At 52.8% G+C, this 15476-nt stretch carries 13 protein-coding genes; 8 read left to right on the forward strand and 5 right to left on the reverse strand.

The annotated features are described in order from the left end of the window. Positions 1-21: 21 nt before the first annotated feature. The gene (gene trpR, locus OLG56_RS18615) at positions 22-348 is read right to left on the reverse strand and encodes a trp operon repressor (protein ID WP_000192003.1); all 327 of its coding nucleotides are present in this window, start codon (positions 346-348) and stop codon (positions 22-24) included. Positions 349-405: 57 nt separating this feature from the next. Next, positions 406-2343 (reverse strand): murein transglycosylase, encoded by a 1938-nt coding sequence (gene sltY, locus OLG56_RS18620; RefSeq protein WP_001647430.1) that lies wholly within the window; start codon positions 2341-2343, stop codon positions 406-408. A gap of 208 nt (positions 2344-2551) precedes the next feature. Between sltY and ettA the strand changes: the two genes are divergently transcribed. Next, positions 2552-4219: an energy-dependent translational throttle protein EttA gene (gene ettA, locus OLG56_RS18625; protein WP_000046770.1), complete on the forward strand. Its 1668-nt coding sequence runs from the start codon at positions 2552-2554 to the stop codon at positions 4217-4219. Positions 4220-4336: 117 nt separating this feature from the next. On the opposite strand, the gene nadR is transcribed toward ettA, so the two are convergent. The 3 genes from nadR to serB form a co-directional block, all read right to left on the reverse strand. After that, complete coding sequence (gene nadR, locus OLG56_RS18630) at positions 4337-5569, reverse strand: multifunctional transcriptional regulator/nicotinamide-nucleotide adenylyltransferase/ribosylnicotinamide kinase NadR (RefSeq protein WP_000093829.1); 1233 nt, start codon at positions 5567-5569, stop codon at positions 4337-4339. A gap of 150 nt (positions 5570-5719) precedes the next feature. After that, positions 5720-7102 (reverse strand): DNA repair protein RadA, encoded by a 1383-nt coding sequence (gene radA / locus OLG56_RS18635; protein ID WP_001029710.1) that lies wholly within the window; start codon positions 7100-7102, stop codon positions 5720-5722. A gap of 83 nt (positions 7103-7185) precedes the next feature. After that, positions 7186-8154, reverse strand: coding sequence for a phosphoserine phosphatase (serB, locus tag OLG56_RS18640; protein ID WP_001132983.1), 969 nt, complete (start codon positions 8152-8154; stop codon positions 7186-7188). 116 nt (positions 8155-8270) lie between these two features. Between serB and OLG56_RS18645 the strand changes: the two genes are divergently transcribed. The 7 genes from OLG56_RS18645 to OLG56_RS18675 all read left to right on the forward strand — a co-directional run bounded on the left by OLG56_RS18645 (position 8271) and on the right by OLG56_RS18675 (position 15476). Next, positions 8271-8915 carry a YtjB family periplasmic protein gene (locus OLG56_RS18645; protein ID WP_000090067.1) on the forward strand — a complete coding sequence of 215 codons (645 nt, stop codon included), beginning with the start codon at positions 8271-8273 and terminating at the stop codon, positions 8913-8915. Between the two features lie 33 nt (positions 8916-8948). Beyond that, positions 8949-9965, forward strand: a complete 1017-nt coding sequence (lplA, locus tag OLG56_RS18650) for a lipoate--protein ligase (protein ID WP_061377133.1) — start codon at positions 8949-8951, stop codon at positions 9963-9965. Positions 9966-10273: 308 nt separating this feature from the next. Further along, on the forward strand, positions 10274-10963 hold the full coding sequence (locus tag OLG56_RS18655) for a DUF1120 domain-containing protein (RefSeq protein ID WP_001527213.1): 690 nt from the start codon (positions 10274-10276) through the stop codon (positions 10961-10963). Positions 10964-11010: 47 nt separating this feature from the next. Beyond that, complete coding sequence (locus OLG56_RS18660) at positions 11011-11700, forward strand: DUF1120 domain-containing protein (RefSeq protein ID WP_000722273.1); 690 nt, start codon at positions 11011-11013, stop codon at positions 11698-11700. Between the two features lie 77 nt (positions 11701-11777). Further along, the gene (gene stjC, locus OLG56_RS18665) at positions 11778-12485 is read left to right on the forward strand and encodes a fimbrial biogenesis chaperone StjC (protein WP_015406149.1); all 708 of its coding nucleotides are present in this window, start codon (positions 11778-11780) and stop codon (positions 12483-12485) included. A 13-nt stretch (positions 12486-12498) separates the two neighbouring features. Then, positions 12499-14907 (forward strand): StjB fimbria biogenesis outer membrane usher protein StjB, encoded by a 2409-nt coding sequence (gene stjB / locus OLG56_RS18670; protein WP_015406150.1) that lies wholly within the window; start codon positions 12499-12501, stop codon positions 14905-14907. Next, positions 14904-15476 carry a DUF1120 domain-containing protein gene (locus OLG56_RS18675; RefSeq protein WP_000841610.1) on the forward strand — a complete coding sequence of 191 codons (573 nt, stop codon included), beginning with the start codon at positions 14904-14906 and terminating at the stop codon, positions 15474-15476. Before stjB ends, OLG56_RS18675 begins: the two co-directional genes overlap by 4 nt.

Consider the following 15476-nt stretch of genomic DNA (forward strand, 5'->3'; position numbering starts at 1 on the left):
CTTATCCGGCCTACGAGCAAATCAGGCGTTTTTCAGCAGTACATTCTCAAGCCAATGACGCAGTTCAACCGGCGCGGATTTCAGGCTGTTTGACCCGCGCGTGATGGTGGCGATGCCCGCCCCCAGCTCGGTTTTCAACTCGCGCTGGCTCATTTCGCCACGCAGCAACTCCTCAATAATGCGCACACGCGTTCCCAGCGCTTCACGCTCGTCCGGCGTAAGCATCAGTTGTAATAAAGGCAGATGCAGATCCTCTGCATATGCCTGACGGAGTAACTCCACAAAACGAAGCCACTCCTGATTACGTTGTTCGGCGATAGCCGATGAATAAGGGGAATGCTGGGTCATGTTATACCGCCGTTTGTACTGTTACACGAGTACAAATGATAACATAACCCGTCTGCATTAATACCGTCGCTGCCACTCAGAGTCGCTCATTAAGGCCTCTTTCTGCCCCATAAAGTGGCGATAGTAAGCGTCATAGGCCAGAACGTTTTTCACGTAGCCGCGCGTTTCCGAAAAGGGAATGCTTTCGACAAACGCTACGGCATCGATACGCCCGGCGCTATTGCCAAGCCAGGTGCGCACGCGCCCCGGCCCGGCGTTATACGCCGCCGAGGCGAAAATGCGGTTATTGCCAAACTGCTGATAAACATACTGCAAATAGCTGGTGCCAATGTTGATGTTGGTCTCCGGCTCCAGCAGTTGGCCGGGGCCGCGGTAGTCCGGAATCGAAAACATTTTCACCGTATGGGTGGCCGTGCCCGGCATAATCTGCATTAAGCCGCTGGCCCCTACCGGCGATTTTACTTTCGGGTTCCAGGCGCTCTCCTGGCGGGCAATCGCCATGGCATAGCTTTGTGAGATATCTTTTCCGCGGGTATAGCGGGTAAAAAGATCGTTATACGCCAGCGGGAAACGCTCCTCCAGATGATCCCACAGTTTTCCGGCGATCGTCGCCTGTACGCTCAGATCCCACCAGTGCTGGTTAAACGCATAGCGCGCCAGCTGCGCCTGTTCAGATTTACTACGGCTTTTTACCAGATTCGCCCATTCGCTGCGCGCCGTGTTATCCAGGTTCCAGTACATCAGCTCCCGTACACGCGCCATCTCCGGCCCCTGCGTCAACGCGCTGTTTACGTTGGCGGGCGCTTTATCGATTTTAAGCGTGTACTCTTCGCCTAAACGCTGCGCCGCGACCATCGGATAAAAACCGCGCTTCTGCATTAAAGCATGAAGGATCTCTTTCGCTTCGGCGTCACGACCGCGCTCCAGCAATAAATCCGCCTGCCAGTAACGCCACTCGTCTTTCTCTTTCGCCTCCATCGGCAGGCGGGCAAGCCAGGTATTGAGACCGCGACGATCGCCCATCCCCAGCGCCATACGCACGCGCCGCTCGATAAGCGACGTCGATTGCGAGCGCATAATCGCGTCATCGCGCCATTTCGCCTGCGCATCGGTCACATCGTTGCCCATCAGTCGCCAGGCAACGATATCGCGCAGCGCCTGCGTTTGTTCCTCATTAAGTTTCTGCGCCTGTACCAGCGAGGGGATCATCAGACGCGCATTTTCCGCGTCCTGGCGGGCGACGCTGGCAAACGCGACTTCCGCCATCTGGCGGGTAAAATCGGTGGCGCCGGTGGTGCGTGCGAAGGTCAACACGTTATTAGGGTCATTAGCGAGGGTAATGATCGCTGAGGCGATCGTTTGATATTCCGCCGGCATCTGTCCGGCCAGCACCGTAACCAAACCCGTATTCCCGGCTTTCATCGCCAGCCGAATACGTTCCAGGTACGCCAGCGGGTCTTGCTTGCCGGAGGCCCGCCAGACGCTGAACAGTTTATCGCAGGCATTCGGCTGACTTTTGCCGGTCAGCCAAAGCTCTTTCGCGCCCTGCCAGGCCGCTTCCGTTTGCCCGGTACTCCATTTCGCGTAGTAATAGTTACATTGCGCTTCCGTGGTGCCGGGTTTCTCCGGGCTAAACGCCAGCAAGCCGCGCCAGTCTTCACGACGCGCCAGCTCATTGACGAAGCGTGATTGCAGCGTACGCGCAGGCGGAAGCGTAGGATTGGCGCGCACAAACTGCGTGACAGCAATCGCCGGTTGGTTCATCAAATCGTCGGTGATCTTACGGTATTCCAGATACGGGTAGAGCGGATAATCTTTCAGACCCGGCATCATCTGCTCTACCACATCCATCTGGCGGTTGTCCCAGGCCTGCTTAATCTGCGCATAGCGGTTACGCTGCTCTTCCAGTGAGTCGGCCCGCGCGAGGTGACAAAAGGTCAGCAGGCATACGCTGGCGGCGACGAGACGCCAGACAAACGGTTTGGCTCTATCCACAAGCACTTCCTCAATTGTTATCCAATGCAGCATCATGCCGCGTAATGAATTTATGCTAACCAGTCATAGCCATTTGCGCCACGTTACGGACACTTTTTTACTTTTATTGCGAGTGCGATCTGCTGGCTGGGCTTAGGCAGGGAAAAAGGCTACACTTCGCCTTTGAAATCTATTCACCATCACGATAAACATAGAGGCGAAGTCCAACGTGGCTCAATTCGTTTATACCATGCATCGTGTCGGCAAAGTGGTTCCGCCGAAACGTCATATTCTGAAAAACATCTCGCTGAGCTTCTTCCCTGGCGCCAAAATCGGCGTGCTGGGCCTTAACGGCGCCGGTAAGTCTACCCTGCTGCGCATCATGGCGGGTCTCGATAAAGATATCGAGGGCGAAGCGCGCCCGCAGCCCGGCATTAAGATTGGCTACCTGCCGCAGGAACCTCAGCTAAACCCGGAACACACGGTACGCGAGTCGATTGAAGAGGCCGTTTCGGAAGTGGTTAACGCCCTCAAACGTCTGGATGAAGTGTACGCGCTGTATGCCGATCCGGATGCCGACTTCGACAAGCTGGCCGCAGAGCAAGGCCGGCTTGAAGAGATTATCCAGGCGCACGACGGTCATAACCTGAACGTGCAACTTGAGCGCGCAGCTGACGCCCTGCGTCTGCCGGACTGGGATGCCAAAGTCGAAAAACTGTCCGGCGGCGAGCGCCGTCGCGTGGCGCTGTGCCGTCTGTTGCTGGAAAAGCCGGATATGCTGCTGCTCGACGAACCCACCAACCACCTGGATGCCGAATCTGTTGCGTGGCTGGAACGTTTCCTGCACGACTTCGAAGGCACCGTCGTGGCGATTACCCACGACCGTTACTTCCTCGATAACGTCGCCGGCTGGATTCTGGAACTTGACCGCGGCGAAGGTATTCCGTGGGAAGGCAACTACTCCTCCTGGCTGGAGCAGAAAGATCAGCGTCTGGCGCAGGAAGCGTCTGCCGAAGCGGCGCGCCGTAAATCCATTGAGAAAGAGCTGGAGTGGGTGCGTCAGGGCGCGAAAGGCCGTCAGTCGAAAGGTAAGGCGCGTCTGGCTCGCTTTGAAGAACTGAACAGCGTTGAGTATCAGAAACGTAACGAAACCAACGAACTGTTTATTCCACCAGGACCGCGTCTGGGCGACAAAGTCATTGAAGTCAGCAACCTGCGTAAATCCTACGGCGACCGCGTACTGATCGACGACCTGAGCTTCTCGGTACCGAAAGGCGCTATCGTCGGGATCATCGGGCCAAACGGCGCGGGTAAATCGACCCTGTTCCGCATGATGTCCGGTCAGGAGCAGCCTGATAGCGGCACCATTACGCTGGGTGAAACCGTCAAGCTGGCCTCGGTCGATCAGTTCCGCGACGCGATGGACAACAGCAAAACCGTCTGGGAAGAAGTGTCCGGCGGGCTGGATATCATGAAGATCGGCAATACCGAAATGCCAAGCCGCGCCTATGTAGGCCGCTTCAACTTCAAAGGCGTCGATCAGGGCAAACGCGTTGGCGAACTGTCCGGCGGTGAGCGCGGTCGTTTGCATCTGGCGAAGCTGCTGCAGGTGGGCGGCAACGTCCTGCTGCTCGACGAACCGACGAACGACCTGGATATCGAAACCCTGCGCGCGCTGGAAAACGCCCTGCTGGAGTTCCCTGGCTGCGCGATGGTTATCTCGCACGACCGTTGGTTCCTTGACCGTATCGCCACCCACATTCTGGATTATCAGGATGAAGGTAAGGTGGAATTCTTCGAAGGTAACTTTACCGAATACGAAGAGTACAAGAAACGCACGCTGGGCGCCGAGGCGCTGGAGCCGAAGCGTATCAAGTACAAGCGTATTGCCAAGTAAACGTCTGAATGCCGGGTGGCGCTTGCGCTTACCCGGCCTACAAACCCAGCGATTCCAGTACGTTGTGAAACTGTAGGCCTGATAAGACGCGGTAAGCGTCGCATCAGGCATTGGTTCTTATCCCTGCTCGCCCATCATCTCTTTCACCAGTTCCACACAGCGCAAAAAGCGGCCATCGTAATCAGCCTCTTTAACGTGAACGAACTCAATGTTGTTCTCTTTCAGCATCTCGACCAGCAGGTTCTGGAACGCTTTGCGATCCACTGAACTGCCCAGGCTTCGCAGTCCGTCAGCTACCCACGGCGTATTATTCTCCAGCAAAATCACCAGGTCGAAGCGATACTCGTCGATCAGCGCCTGGACAAAGGGATGCTCGCGCCCTTCGTATTTTTTGCAAAATGCCTGAGTGGTGACGAAATCGGTATCGATAAACGCCACTTTATTCGCATATTTCACTGCAAAATCAATATATTGTGCATGACCCAGCGCGATTTTATCGTAGTCGGAATACTGTAACGCCATCTCATCGCCGCCCAGATGCGAAAAGACATAGTCGCGGCCATATTCCCAGGCGCTGGTGGTATTAAAAATATTGGCGAGCTTATTGACCAGCGTAGACTTGCCGCTTGATTCCCCGCCCAGAATCGCGACGGTACGCACGAAAAACGGCTTCACTTCGGTAGGAATATATTCCCAGTAACGAAACGGATTTTCGCGGATTTGCGCCCCGCTGATATTCATAAACGTACGTTCAGGATCGACCAGTACCGTCTCAATCCCTAAATGCTCCAGGTACTGCGGCGCATCAGCCTCTTCGGAAGTGTAGATCCAGCTCGGCTGTATTCCCTTCTCTGCCATAAACGCTTTAATGCCGTTGCTCCAGACGTCCCAGCCATGCGGATAAGGCTCCATCCCCTCTTCATTAAAGGCGTGGATGCGAATATTTTTTTGGTATTTGAAGGTTTGCAATAACCAGCGCAGGCGATCCGACACGGTGGGCTGCTGCGACATGGCGCTATCCTCAAACAGCCCACGGTCGCGCGTATCGTCATAACCCATAATGATGTGCAACTCATCCACCTGGCTACAGGCGCGCTGGATCAAGTAGATGTGTCCGGTATGCAATGGATAAAATTTACCGAACACCACGCCAATGTTTTTCTGCCGGCGGGGAAACTCCAGCCCGAGAAAACGGTGTAGCGCCTCCAGTTTTTGCGCGCTGGGGCTTTTGATTTTGGCGTTAAGTAACTGACTCAGATACCCCTTGGTCATACCGCTGGCGTCAGCCACCTGTTGCAGAGTGCAACCTTGCTGCTTAATCGCGGTTTTGAGATAGTCGAACGATGACACAAGAGCCTCCTGCTGGAAAAATCGCATAACACTGCCTGATGGCGCTTCGCTTATCAGGCCTACAACATCAATCCGTACCAATCCGTAGGCCGGATAAGACGCATTGCGTCGCCATCCGGCAAATTATACAACATCACTGCATACAGCGAATTATAAGTCGTCAAACACGCTTAACGCATCTGCGAGCTTTTTAACACCGAACACCTGCATTCCTTCCGGCGGCTTTTTCGGTACGTTGGCGGCAGGCACAATCGCCCGACGAAAACCGTGTTTCGCCGCCTCGGAAATACGCTCCTGCCCGCTCGGCACCGGACGAATCTCGCCTGCCAGCCCCACTTCGCCAAACACCACCAGATCCTGCGGCAACGGCCTGTCACGCAGGCTGGAGACCATCGCCAGCAGTAAAGCCAGATCCGCGCTGGTTTCGGTGACTTTCACGCCGCCGACCACGTTGACGAAGACGTCCTGATCCGACATTTGCAGACCGCCGTGTCGGTGCAGCACCGCCAGCAGGATTGCCAGACGGTTTTGTTCCAGACCGACCGCCACGCGTCTGGGGTTCGCCATCATCGAGTGATCGACCAGCGCCTGAATCTCCACCAGCAACGGTCGCGTGCCTTCCCAGACGACCATCACTGAACTGCCGGAAGTGACCTCATCGCCGCGGCTTAAAAAGATGGCGGACGGATTGCTCACTTCGCGCAACCCCTGTTCGGTCATGGCGAAGACGCCCAGCTCATTGACTGCGCCAAAGCGGTTTTTGTGGCTGCGCAGCGTGCGAAAACGAGAATCGGCGTCGCCGTCGAGCAATACTGAGCAATCGATACAGTGTTCCAGCACTTTCGGCCCCGCCAGCGACCCGTCTTTGGTGACGTGGCCGACCATCACGATCGCCACGCCGCGCGTTTTGGCGAAGCGCGTCAGGTAGGCTGCCGTTTCGCGCACCTGGGCGACGCTGCCTGGCGACGACTGGATGTCCGCCATATGCATCACCTGTATAGAGTCGATCACCATTAGCTTCGGCTGTTCTTCTTCGGCAATCAGGCAGATCTGCTCGATGCTGGTTTCGGAGAGCATATTCAGATTCGCGGTCGGCAGGCCGAGACGGTGCGCGCGCATCGCCACCTGCTGTAGCGACTCTTCGCCGGTGACGTACAGTGTTTTCATCTGCTCGGCGAGCTTGCACAGCGTTTGCAGCAGCAACGTTGATTTGCCCGCGCCGGGATTACCGCCAATCAAAATGGCGCTGCCGGGTACCACCCCGCCGCCCAGCACGCGGTCAAACTCTTTAAAACCGGTAGAAAAGCGCGGCAGTTCCTCAAGACTGATGTCAGACAGTTTCTGCACTTTTGATACGCCCGCACTGCCGGCGTATCCGCTCAGACGTTCGTTACGCGCCACCGTCGGCGACGCGGCAAGGCGCACCTCGGTAATGGTGTTCCAGGCATGGCAGGCGCTGCATTGCCCCTGCCAGCGCGGGTAATCGGCCCCGCATTCATTACAAACAAAGGCGCGTTTTGGAGCTTTTGCCACGTTTTACCTCTTTCGTTAACGCTGTTGCCGGATGGCGCTGGCGCTTATCCGGCCTACGGTCGCCTTGCCATTGGGCAGGTTAATCATTTCTGGTTCATGCTGCCGGAGAGAATGCAAAACACGCCCATCAGGTCAGCGTGGCGGATCGTAATCTCCGTCTTTTCGTTTACTTTTGGCTTGGCATGGAAGGCAATACCTAACCCTGCCGCTTTGATCATTGGCAGATCGTTAGCACCATCGCCAATCGCCACCGTCTGCGCCAGCGGGATATCATGCTCTTGCGCCAGACGAAGCAAGGTATTGGCTTTATACTCAGCATCCACAATATCGCCGATAACGTGACCGGTAAATTTACCGTCCATGATCTCCAGCTCATTGGCGACCGCCGCCGTCAGACGTAGCTGGTCACGCAGATAGTCGGCGAAGAAAGTGAAGCCGCCGGAGGCGATAGCGATTTTCCAGCCAAGCGCTTCCAGTTTTAGCACCAACTGCGTTAATCCTGGCATTAGCGGCAGATTCCCGCGCACCTGGCGCAAAATATCGGCATCCGCGCCTTTCAGCGTCGCCACGCGGCTACGCAGGCTGGCGGTAAAATCAAGCTCGCCGCGCATCGCGCGCTCCGTCACTTCAGCCACCTTCTCACCGGTACCGGCCAGCTTCGCGATTTCATCGATACACTCAATCTGGATCGCCGTGGAATCCATATCCATCACCAGCAGCCCCGGCGTGCGCAGATGCGGAATTTTACCCAGCGGCGCGACATCCAGCTGCGCCTCATGCGCCAGCCGCGTCGCACGCGGCGTCAGCGACCCCGCCAGACGAATGACCTGATAATCCTCCACGCACCAGGCGGCGACAATCACCATTGCGGCGCCCAGTTTGGTCTGATATTGAGTTAAACGCTGCTTATCCAGCCCGCGCCCATACAGCAGCCAACCGCTGCGGCCTGCATGGTAATCCAGAGGCATCACCTCGTCGCCGCTTAAAGAAAGAGGCAAACCAGGCCATAAAGAGACATCTTCAGGCAGATCGCACCAGGTAATGTTAGGCATTAAAGCTCCTGTAAATCGTTCAGGCCGGTAACCGCCCCGCGGAAAATAACGCATGAGGCTACCTTGTAACCATCGCTTCTGGCAACATTAAGCCTCAAATTTTCAGCAGGTGGAATATGGCTCGCGCAAAACTGAAATTTCGGCTGCATCGTGCAGTCATTGTATTGTTCTGTCTCACACTGCTCGTCGCGCTCATGCAGGGCGCGTCCTGGTTTAGTCAAAACCACCAGCGACAGCGCAACCCGCAGCTGGAAGAGCTGGCCCGCACGCTGGCGCGCCAGGTGACGCTCAACATCGCCCCGCTGATGCGCAGCGAAACACCGGATGAAAATCGCATCAACGCCGTGCTGCGTCAGCTCACGCAAGAGAGCCGTATTCTGGATGCCGGCGTCTATGATGAACAGGGCGATCTTATTACTCGCGCTGGCGAAAGCGTCAACGTGCGCGACAGGCTGGCGCTGGATGGCAAAAAAGCGGGCAGCTATTTTAACCAACAAATTGTCGAGCCTATCCAGGGCAAAAACGGCCCATTGGGCTACCTGCGTCTGACGCTGGATACCCACACGCTGGCCACCGAAGCAAAGCAGGTCGATAACACCACCAACATTCTACGCCTGATGCTGCTACTCTCGCTGGCGATAGGCGTGGTGCTGACGCGCACCTTGCTACAAGGTAAACGCACCCGCTGGCAGCAGTCGCCCTTCCTGTTAACGGCCAGCAAGCCTGTTCCGGAAGAGGAAGAGCGTGAGGAAAAAGAGTAAAATGACGGCTTAATAAAGGTAAGGAAAACCACCATGACAACATTACGCCTGCTTATTTCTGACTCTTACGATCCCTGGTTTAACCTGGCGGTCGAGGAGTGCATTTTCCGCCAGATGCCCGCCACCCAGCGCGTGCTGTTCCTGTGGCGCAACGCGGATACGGTGGTCATTGGACGCGCGCAAAACCCGTGGAAAGAGTGTAATACGCGGCGTATGGAAGAAGATAATGTCCGTCTGGCCCGCCGTAGCAGCGGCGGCGGCGCGGTATTCCATGACCTCGGTAATACCTGCTTTACCTTTATGGCCGGTAAACCGGAATACGATAAAACCATCTCCACCCATATTGTGCTCGCGGCGCTGAATTCGCTGGGGGTCATGGCCGATGCTTCGGGACGCAACGATCTGGTCGTAAAAACGCCGGACGGCGATCGCAAAGTCTCCGGTTCAGCCTATCGCGAAACCAAAGATCGCGGCTTCCATCACGGTACACTGCTGTTGAACGCCGACCTCAGCCGTCTGGCGAACTATCTGAATCCCGATAAAAAGAAACTTGCGGCGAAAGGGATTACCTCCGTTCGCTCCCGCGTGACCAATCTTACCGAGCTAATACCGGGTATCACCCATGAACAGGTCTGCCAGGCGGTCACGGAAGCCTTTTTCGCCCATTACGGCGAACGCGTCGACGCGGAAGTGATATCACCGGATAAAACGCCGGATCTGCCGAATTTTGCCGAAACCTTTGCGCGCCAGAGCAGTTGGGAGTGGAATTTCGGCCAGGCACCGGCGTTCAGCCATCTGCTGGACGAACGTTTCACCTGGGGCGGCGTCGAGCTGCATTTTGACGTCGAGAAAGGTCATATCACCCGTGCGCAGGTGTTTACCGATAGCCTGAACCCGGCACCGCTGGAAGCGCTGGCCGAGCGGCTGCAAGGGTGTTTATACCGCGCGGATAAACTACAGGAAACGTGCGAAGCGCTACTGGTTGATTTCCCGGAGCAGGAAAAAGAACTGCGGGAATTATCGGCGTGGATTGCCGGAGCAGTGCGCTAAATGAATAATATCAGAGAGATGAATGTGTCTCTGATATTATTTAAAAAATAACAACATATTCTGAAAAATGAGCAAATAGCACAAATAGTTAAAAAACACTCACTAACTACTATAATCTTAAAATTAATATTTTTCCCGCACTTCATAAACCCAGCGAATTATAAACCATTTATCATCACCAATGATGATTAAAGTTTTTCTTAAGCAAGATTTAATTTTATTAAATTTACAACCTATCATTCTCTTCATAGAATCCCGGCGCGCATTACATGTTCTTTGGAAATATACTTAATCGTTAGGGATTACTGATGAAAAAATTATTAATAGCGACCTCTGTCGTAATAGGATTATCAGCTTCAGCGCAAGCGGTTGAATCCACTGCTGTGTTAAAACTGACTGGCGTTTTGACCAACGGCGCATGTATACCAGAGTTAAGTGGTGGTGGAGTTGTAGATTTCGGTACTAAGGCCGTTAGCGATCTGCTGCCAACTGAGACGAATCAACTGGGATACAAAGATGTGACACTCACCATTCAGTGTCTTGCACCGTCAAAAGTTGGCTGGACCGTTACCGATAACCATCCCGATTCGGTAACATCATTGACTATCGTTGACGCAACATTTAAACATCAGGACAATAGAATACCAAACTATCAGCTAGGTCTGGGTAAAACAGCAGGTGGTATCAACATTGGTTCATTCGGCCTCTCTACGGACTTGAATAATACGACCGCCGATGGAACTCAGACGAAGATGGTGGCGTCAAGTAGTAATATTCCAGATACCTGGGCTATCTCAGGAAACGAATTCGTTGCGCTTACAAATACATTTCCATTTATCACTACATATAGTGTCGGCGATGAAAATGGCCCCGTCTCTTTTACCACCGCAACATTTCCTATACGCGTAGCTGCCGCTATACAGGGAACGGACACACTGGCTATTACCGATAACACCACGCTTGATGGTCAGGCGACCTTTACACTCGTATATCTGTAACTCCAGCATTCACATGGAATATTCAACACCTCTTTAATGGAACTATAATGAAAAAAATTTTGCTTATTACTGCAATTGCAGCAGCCTTTGCTACAACCAGCGTGAATGCTGACACCACCGCCGTATTAAAAGTCACCGGTCAACTGGTTGTTGGCGGTTGCACCCCAGAACTCAGCGGCGGCGGCGTGGTTGATTACGGTACTATCCGCCTCGCCACACTTTCCGCAACCGATGTAAACCAACTGGGCACTAAAGATGTCTCTCTGAGTATCTCTTGTCCGTCTGCAACCAAAGCAGCCTGGACTATTACCGATGACCGTGCGGACACCCACCCAGGCGCATCCGTTATCTCCATAGCCAATGGCGATATGACTAATGGCACGGTGTCTGATACCACAATGTCCTACGGCGTTGGCAAAACAACCGAAGGTGTAAAAATCGGCGCGTTCTCTATTTATACCGATACCGCGAACGTTACCGCTGACGGTGTAAAATCTGACGCTATCTCAGGAACCGTTGATAGCCCAGTCTGGCAGAAGTCCACCACCGGGATTATCAAAAACGGCAATATGGAAATGTTTACCGTTGCTACAAAAGGTACTACCGAACCTGTTCCGTATACCCTTGCCATTTTCCCGCTGAAAACCTCACTGGCTATTCAGGATACTGCAACGCTGGCCATTACTGATGATACTGATCTGGATGGTCAGGCAACCATCACGCTTAAATATCTCTGATCCAGACCGTATAAAAAGGTTATTGATCTGTCTCCCTTATTATGGGGAGACAGATTAAAATTAAAGGACTAATTCTGATGCCAGCAGTGACTAAACTTCCATTATTATTACTCAGCGTCCCCTTTATTTTTTCAGCACTCTTTTCACAGGCTAACGCTGCCGGCATGGTACCGGAAACTACGCTACTGGTGATTGAAGAATCCACACACAGCGGCGTAATGAATGTTAAAAACACCGACAGCAATCCGGCTTTGTTATATACCACCGTCGTTGATTTACCTGACGACAATGGTGTGAAGCTGGATGTCACTCAACCGGTTGTTCGCGTTGAAGCAGGCCAGCAGCAGCAACTACGCTTTATTATGGAAAGCACGGAACCGCTCACCGTCGAGCACTATAAGCGCGTCACGTTTGAAGGTATTCCTCCGAAATCTACCAATAAGGGAATGAAAATAGGTTTTAATCTACGCCAGGATTTGCCGGTATTAATTCGTCCTAAAAATCTACCGGTCGTTACTGATGCATGGAAATTATTAACCTGGTCCAGAAACGGACAAACAATCAACGTCAAAAATCCGTCTCCCTACGTTGTACGTTTAGCCCAAAATATTACCTTCTTACCTTCCGGGGGCGAAGGCACGATTAAAAAAACCTATATTCTGCCCGGCGAAACATTGAACGTCAGTATAAAAACGCCCCTTGCTGCTGATACATCCGTACGTTTTTACCCTGCCAGCCGTTACGGTATTGAAGTCCCCAGCTTTACCTCACCGCTGGTGCCGTGATGAGAGCTAGCACGTGAAGTATTTAAAACTGCCGCTATACATCAAAACTGCGCTTTATTGCTCACTAGCGACCACGACGTTTTCGGCTCTGGCGGAGGAGCTGAATTTTGACATGGGTATTCTCACCTCCAGAGGCATTAGCCCCAACGTGGCACAATATTTTTCCCGTGCGCCGCGTTTTCTACCAGGCAGCCACACCGTCATGGTAAAGATCAATGGCGTAAATAGAGGGTCGTTGGTCGCGCGTTTCGACTCAGAAGGCCAGCTTTGCGTGGATGACGATTTCCTCAGCGCCAGCGGGCTAGTACCGCTTAATATCAGCGCCAAAGAAACATGCCATAGCCTACAAGAAGATTATCCCTCAGCGATTATTACCCCACTGCCAAACAGTGAATCGCTGGAGCTTTTTGTTCCGGCGCAGGCTCTGGATAATAACTTACTATCGCTAAACAACGTGATTAAAGGCGGCACCGCCGGGTTATTTAACTATAACCTGTACGCCAGTCGCAGCGAGTCATCCGGTAGCGATAGCCGAAACTATGCCCAGGCAAACCTTGAAGCTGGCTTAAACTTCGCGGAATGGACGCTGCGCAGCCGCTACATGCTGACGAATAATGATGGAGAATACCGTACCGATAGTCTATATACCTATGCGGAGCACGTATTTCAGGCACAAAAAATGCGCGCGCAAGTTGGGCAGATCAACGTCAACTCCAGTCTATTCAGTGGCGCGCCGATCAACGGCGTACAGCTTATCCCTGAACAAGGGCTAGCACAGGATACACAAGGCGTAACCATTAACGGTATTGCCCGAACCCACCAGGCTCGCGTTGAAGTTCGTCAGTCCGGACAGATTATTTATACCGCACCAGTGAACGCTGGGGCATTTACCCTTGAAAATGTCCCCATCATACGCAGCAATACCGACCTTAACGTCAGCGTCGTTGAAACCGATGGCTCAACGACAACCTTCACGGTGCCGGCAGTATCCTTTAATTTACGCGAACTCACGCCCGCAGGCTTGACAATGTCCATAGGGCGCGTACGTGATACCACCAGCGACTATTCTCTCCCCTGGATCTATAACATCAGCGATGGTTGGAAACTGAGTGAAAACTGGCTGGCGCAGGCGTCTGGCGTACTGGCACAAGACTATCAAGCGGCAGGAGGTATGCTGCAATGGCTTCCAACCAACAAATGGACGTTTTCCGGCTCAATGCTGGGCAGTAAAGCGTCCTTTGGCGAATCTCTGCAGGGTGCGAAAAGTGAACTACGCGCCAGCATGGCGCTGCCCGGGGAAATTAGCCTTGACGTCAGTACCGCCCGCTACAGCGACGGATATCGAGAGTTAACGGATGCGCTCAATAAAGATGCTTACGAATACCAAAGCAGCTCCAGTGCTAATATCGCCTGGAACCATAATCTGTTAGGTACCTTCTCTCTGGGTTATTACACTTATCAGGCTACGGATAATGACAACGACTCTCGCAGTATAATGGCTTCCTGGGGCAAAACATTTAAATATGCCTCAATTACCGCTAACTGGCAGCACGCTGTTAATCAGGATGATGAGAATCATAACGGCAGTAATGATGATGATATGTTTTACATCAACATCAGCATTCCACTAGGTGAGCAGCGCGTCGGCGCTTATATGCGTAATCAAGGTGATAAAACAACCTACGGGCTACAAAATAATGGTTCGCTGAGTAAAGATACCCATTACTATATTTCTGCGGATCGTGATGCAAAAAACCAGCAAAATAGCTTCAACGGTAATCTCAATAGCAATCTCCATTACACTCAACTCAGCGTGGGCGGCGGCACTGATGGCGATAATTACCGCAACTATAACGCAACCTTCAGCGGGGGCATCGCTGCACACGAACATGGCATAACGTTCTCGCCTTACACCATCAAAAATACCTTTGCTATCGCACGCCTGAGTGAACCAGAAAGCGGCATTGAAATCGCCACGCCACAGGGGCGAATCTGGACTGACCACTGGGGGCAGGCCGTCATTCCGGGGCTAACTGAATGGCGGAAATCCCGCGTAGAGGTTAATGCGAATACGCTACCAAAGAGTATGGAACTGGCAAACGGTATTAAGAATATTACCGTCGCGCACAGCGCTTTTCGGGTACTGGATTTCAACGTGCTGAATACACGCCGTGTGATGCTGGCAGTAAAGCGTCCGGACGGCTCATGGCTACCTAAAGGCACCAGCATTGTAGATGAAAAAAATAACTATTTGGTCAGCGCTGTCGACAGCGGACGCGTATTTATCACCGATGTTGCGGATAATCCTGCGTTATATGCCGCTGATGATAATATGAATCGTCTGTGTCGCATCAACTACACGCTGCAGAAAATCCAGGATAAAGAGGCATTTTATGAAACGGCAAAGGGAGTCTGTCAATGAAATCCAACAGCAAATGGTTGAGGATTGCTATATGTTGTATCTTCACCGCACTACTCCCTCCATCAGCCCGTGCCGACGATGACTGCCAAATAACGTTCTCTTCGCCAAACGTCAGCTTTGGCTGGCTTAAGCAAGATGATATCGTCAATTCTCAGCAAGGCTGGAATCAAATGTCTTCACAGGAGATTCACGTTAGTGTGAGTTGCCCAAAAAGCCAGAATATTGCTCTTTTTGTGCAGGCCTCTGCGGGGGAAAAGGGACGATTTTATTTTGGAAATAACGGTGGTCTCGTCGTACGTGTTAGTCAGATGATAGTAGATGGTAAAAGTTATCCTATTGCCAGCACCCTTGATAGAGTGAGCTTTGCTCCCAATGACAGTGCCCTGGATAGTCTGTTGCTACATAATAACAACGGTATTATCGCGATGGATAATAACCAGCAGGTCAGTGGGAAAATGATGAACGTCACGCTGACATTAACACCTGTCTTGAACGATAATCAATTTACACATTCTACCGATACGGTCATGCTAGAAAGCAATTTACAGTGGGAAGTGCTGACGAAATAA

Source organism: Salmonella sp. 2018103, assembly GCF_026247685.1.
Classification (GTDB): Bacteria; Pseudomonadota; Gammaproteobacteria; order Enterobacterales; family Enterobacteriaceae; genus Salmonella; species Salmonella enterica.

Excerpts from the sequence above, each read along its gene's own strand:
- OLG56_RS18675 (WP_000841610.1), top strand. The coding sequence starts at position 14,904 with ATGAAATCCAACAGCAAATGGTTGAGGATTGCTATATGTTGTATCTTC.
- OLG56_RS18660 (WP_000722273.1), top strand. The coding sequence starts at position 11,011 with ATGAAAAAAATTTTGCTTATTACTGCAATTGCAGCAGCCTTTGCTACA.
- lplA (WP_061377133.1), top strand. The coding sequence starts at position 8,949 with ATGACAACATTACGCCTGCTTATTTCTGACTCTTACGATCCCTGGTTT.
- stjC (WP_015406149.1), top strand. The coding sequence starts at position 11,778 with ATGCCAGCAGTGACTAAACTTCCATTATTATTACTCAGCGTCCCCTTT.
- trpR (WP_000192003.1), bottom strand. The coding sequence starts at position 348 with ATGACCCAGCATTCCCCTTATTCATCGGCTATCGCCGAACAACGTAAT.
- OLG56_RS18645 (WP_000090067.1), top strand. The coding sequence starts at position 8,271 with ATGGCTCGCGCAAAACTGAAATTTCGGCTGCATCGTGCAGTCATTGTA.
- serB (WP_001132983.1), bottom strand. The coding sequence starts at position 8,154 with ATGCCTAACATTACCTGGTGCGATCTGCCTGAAGATGTCTCTTTATGG.
- OLG56_RS18655 (WP_001527213.1), top strand. The coding sequence starts at position 10,274 with ATGAAAAAATTATTAATAGCGACCTCTGTCGTAATAGGATTATCAGCT.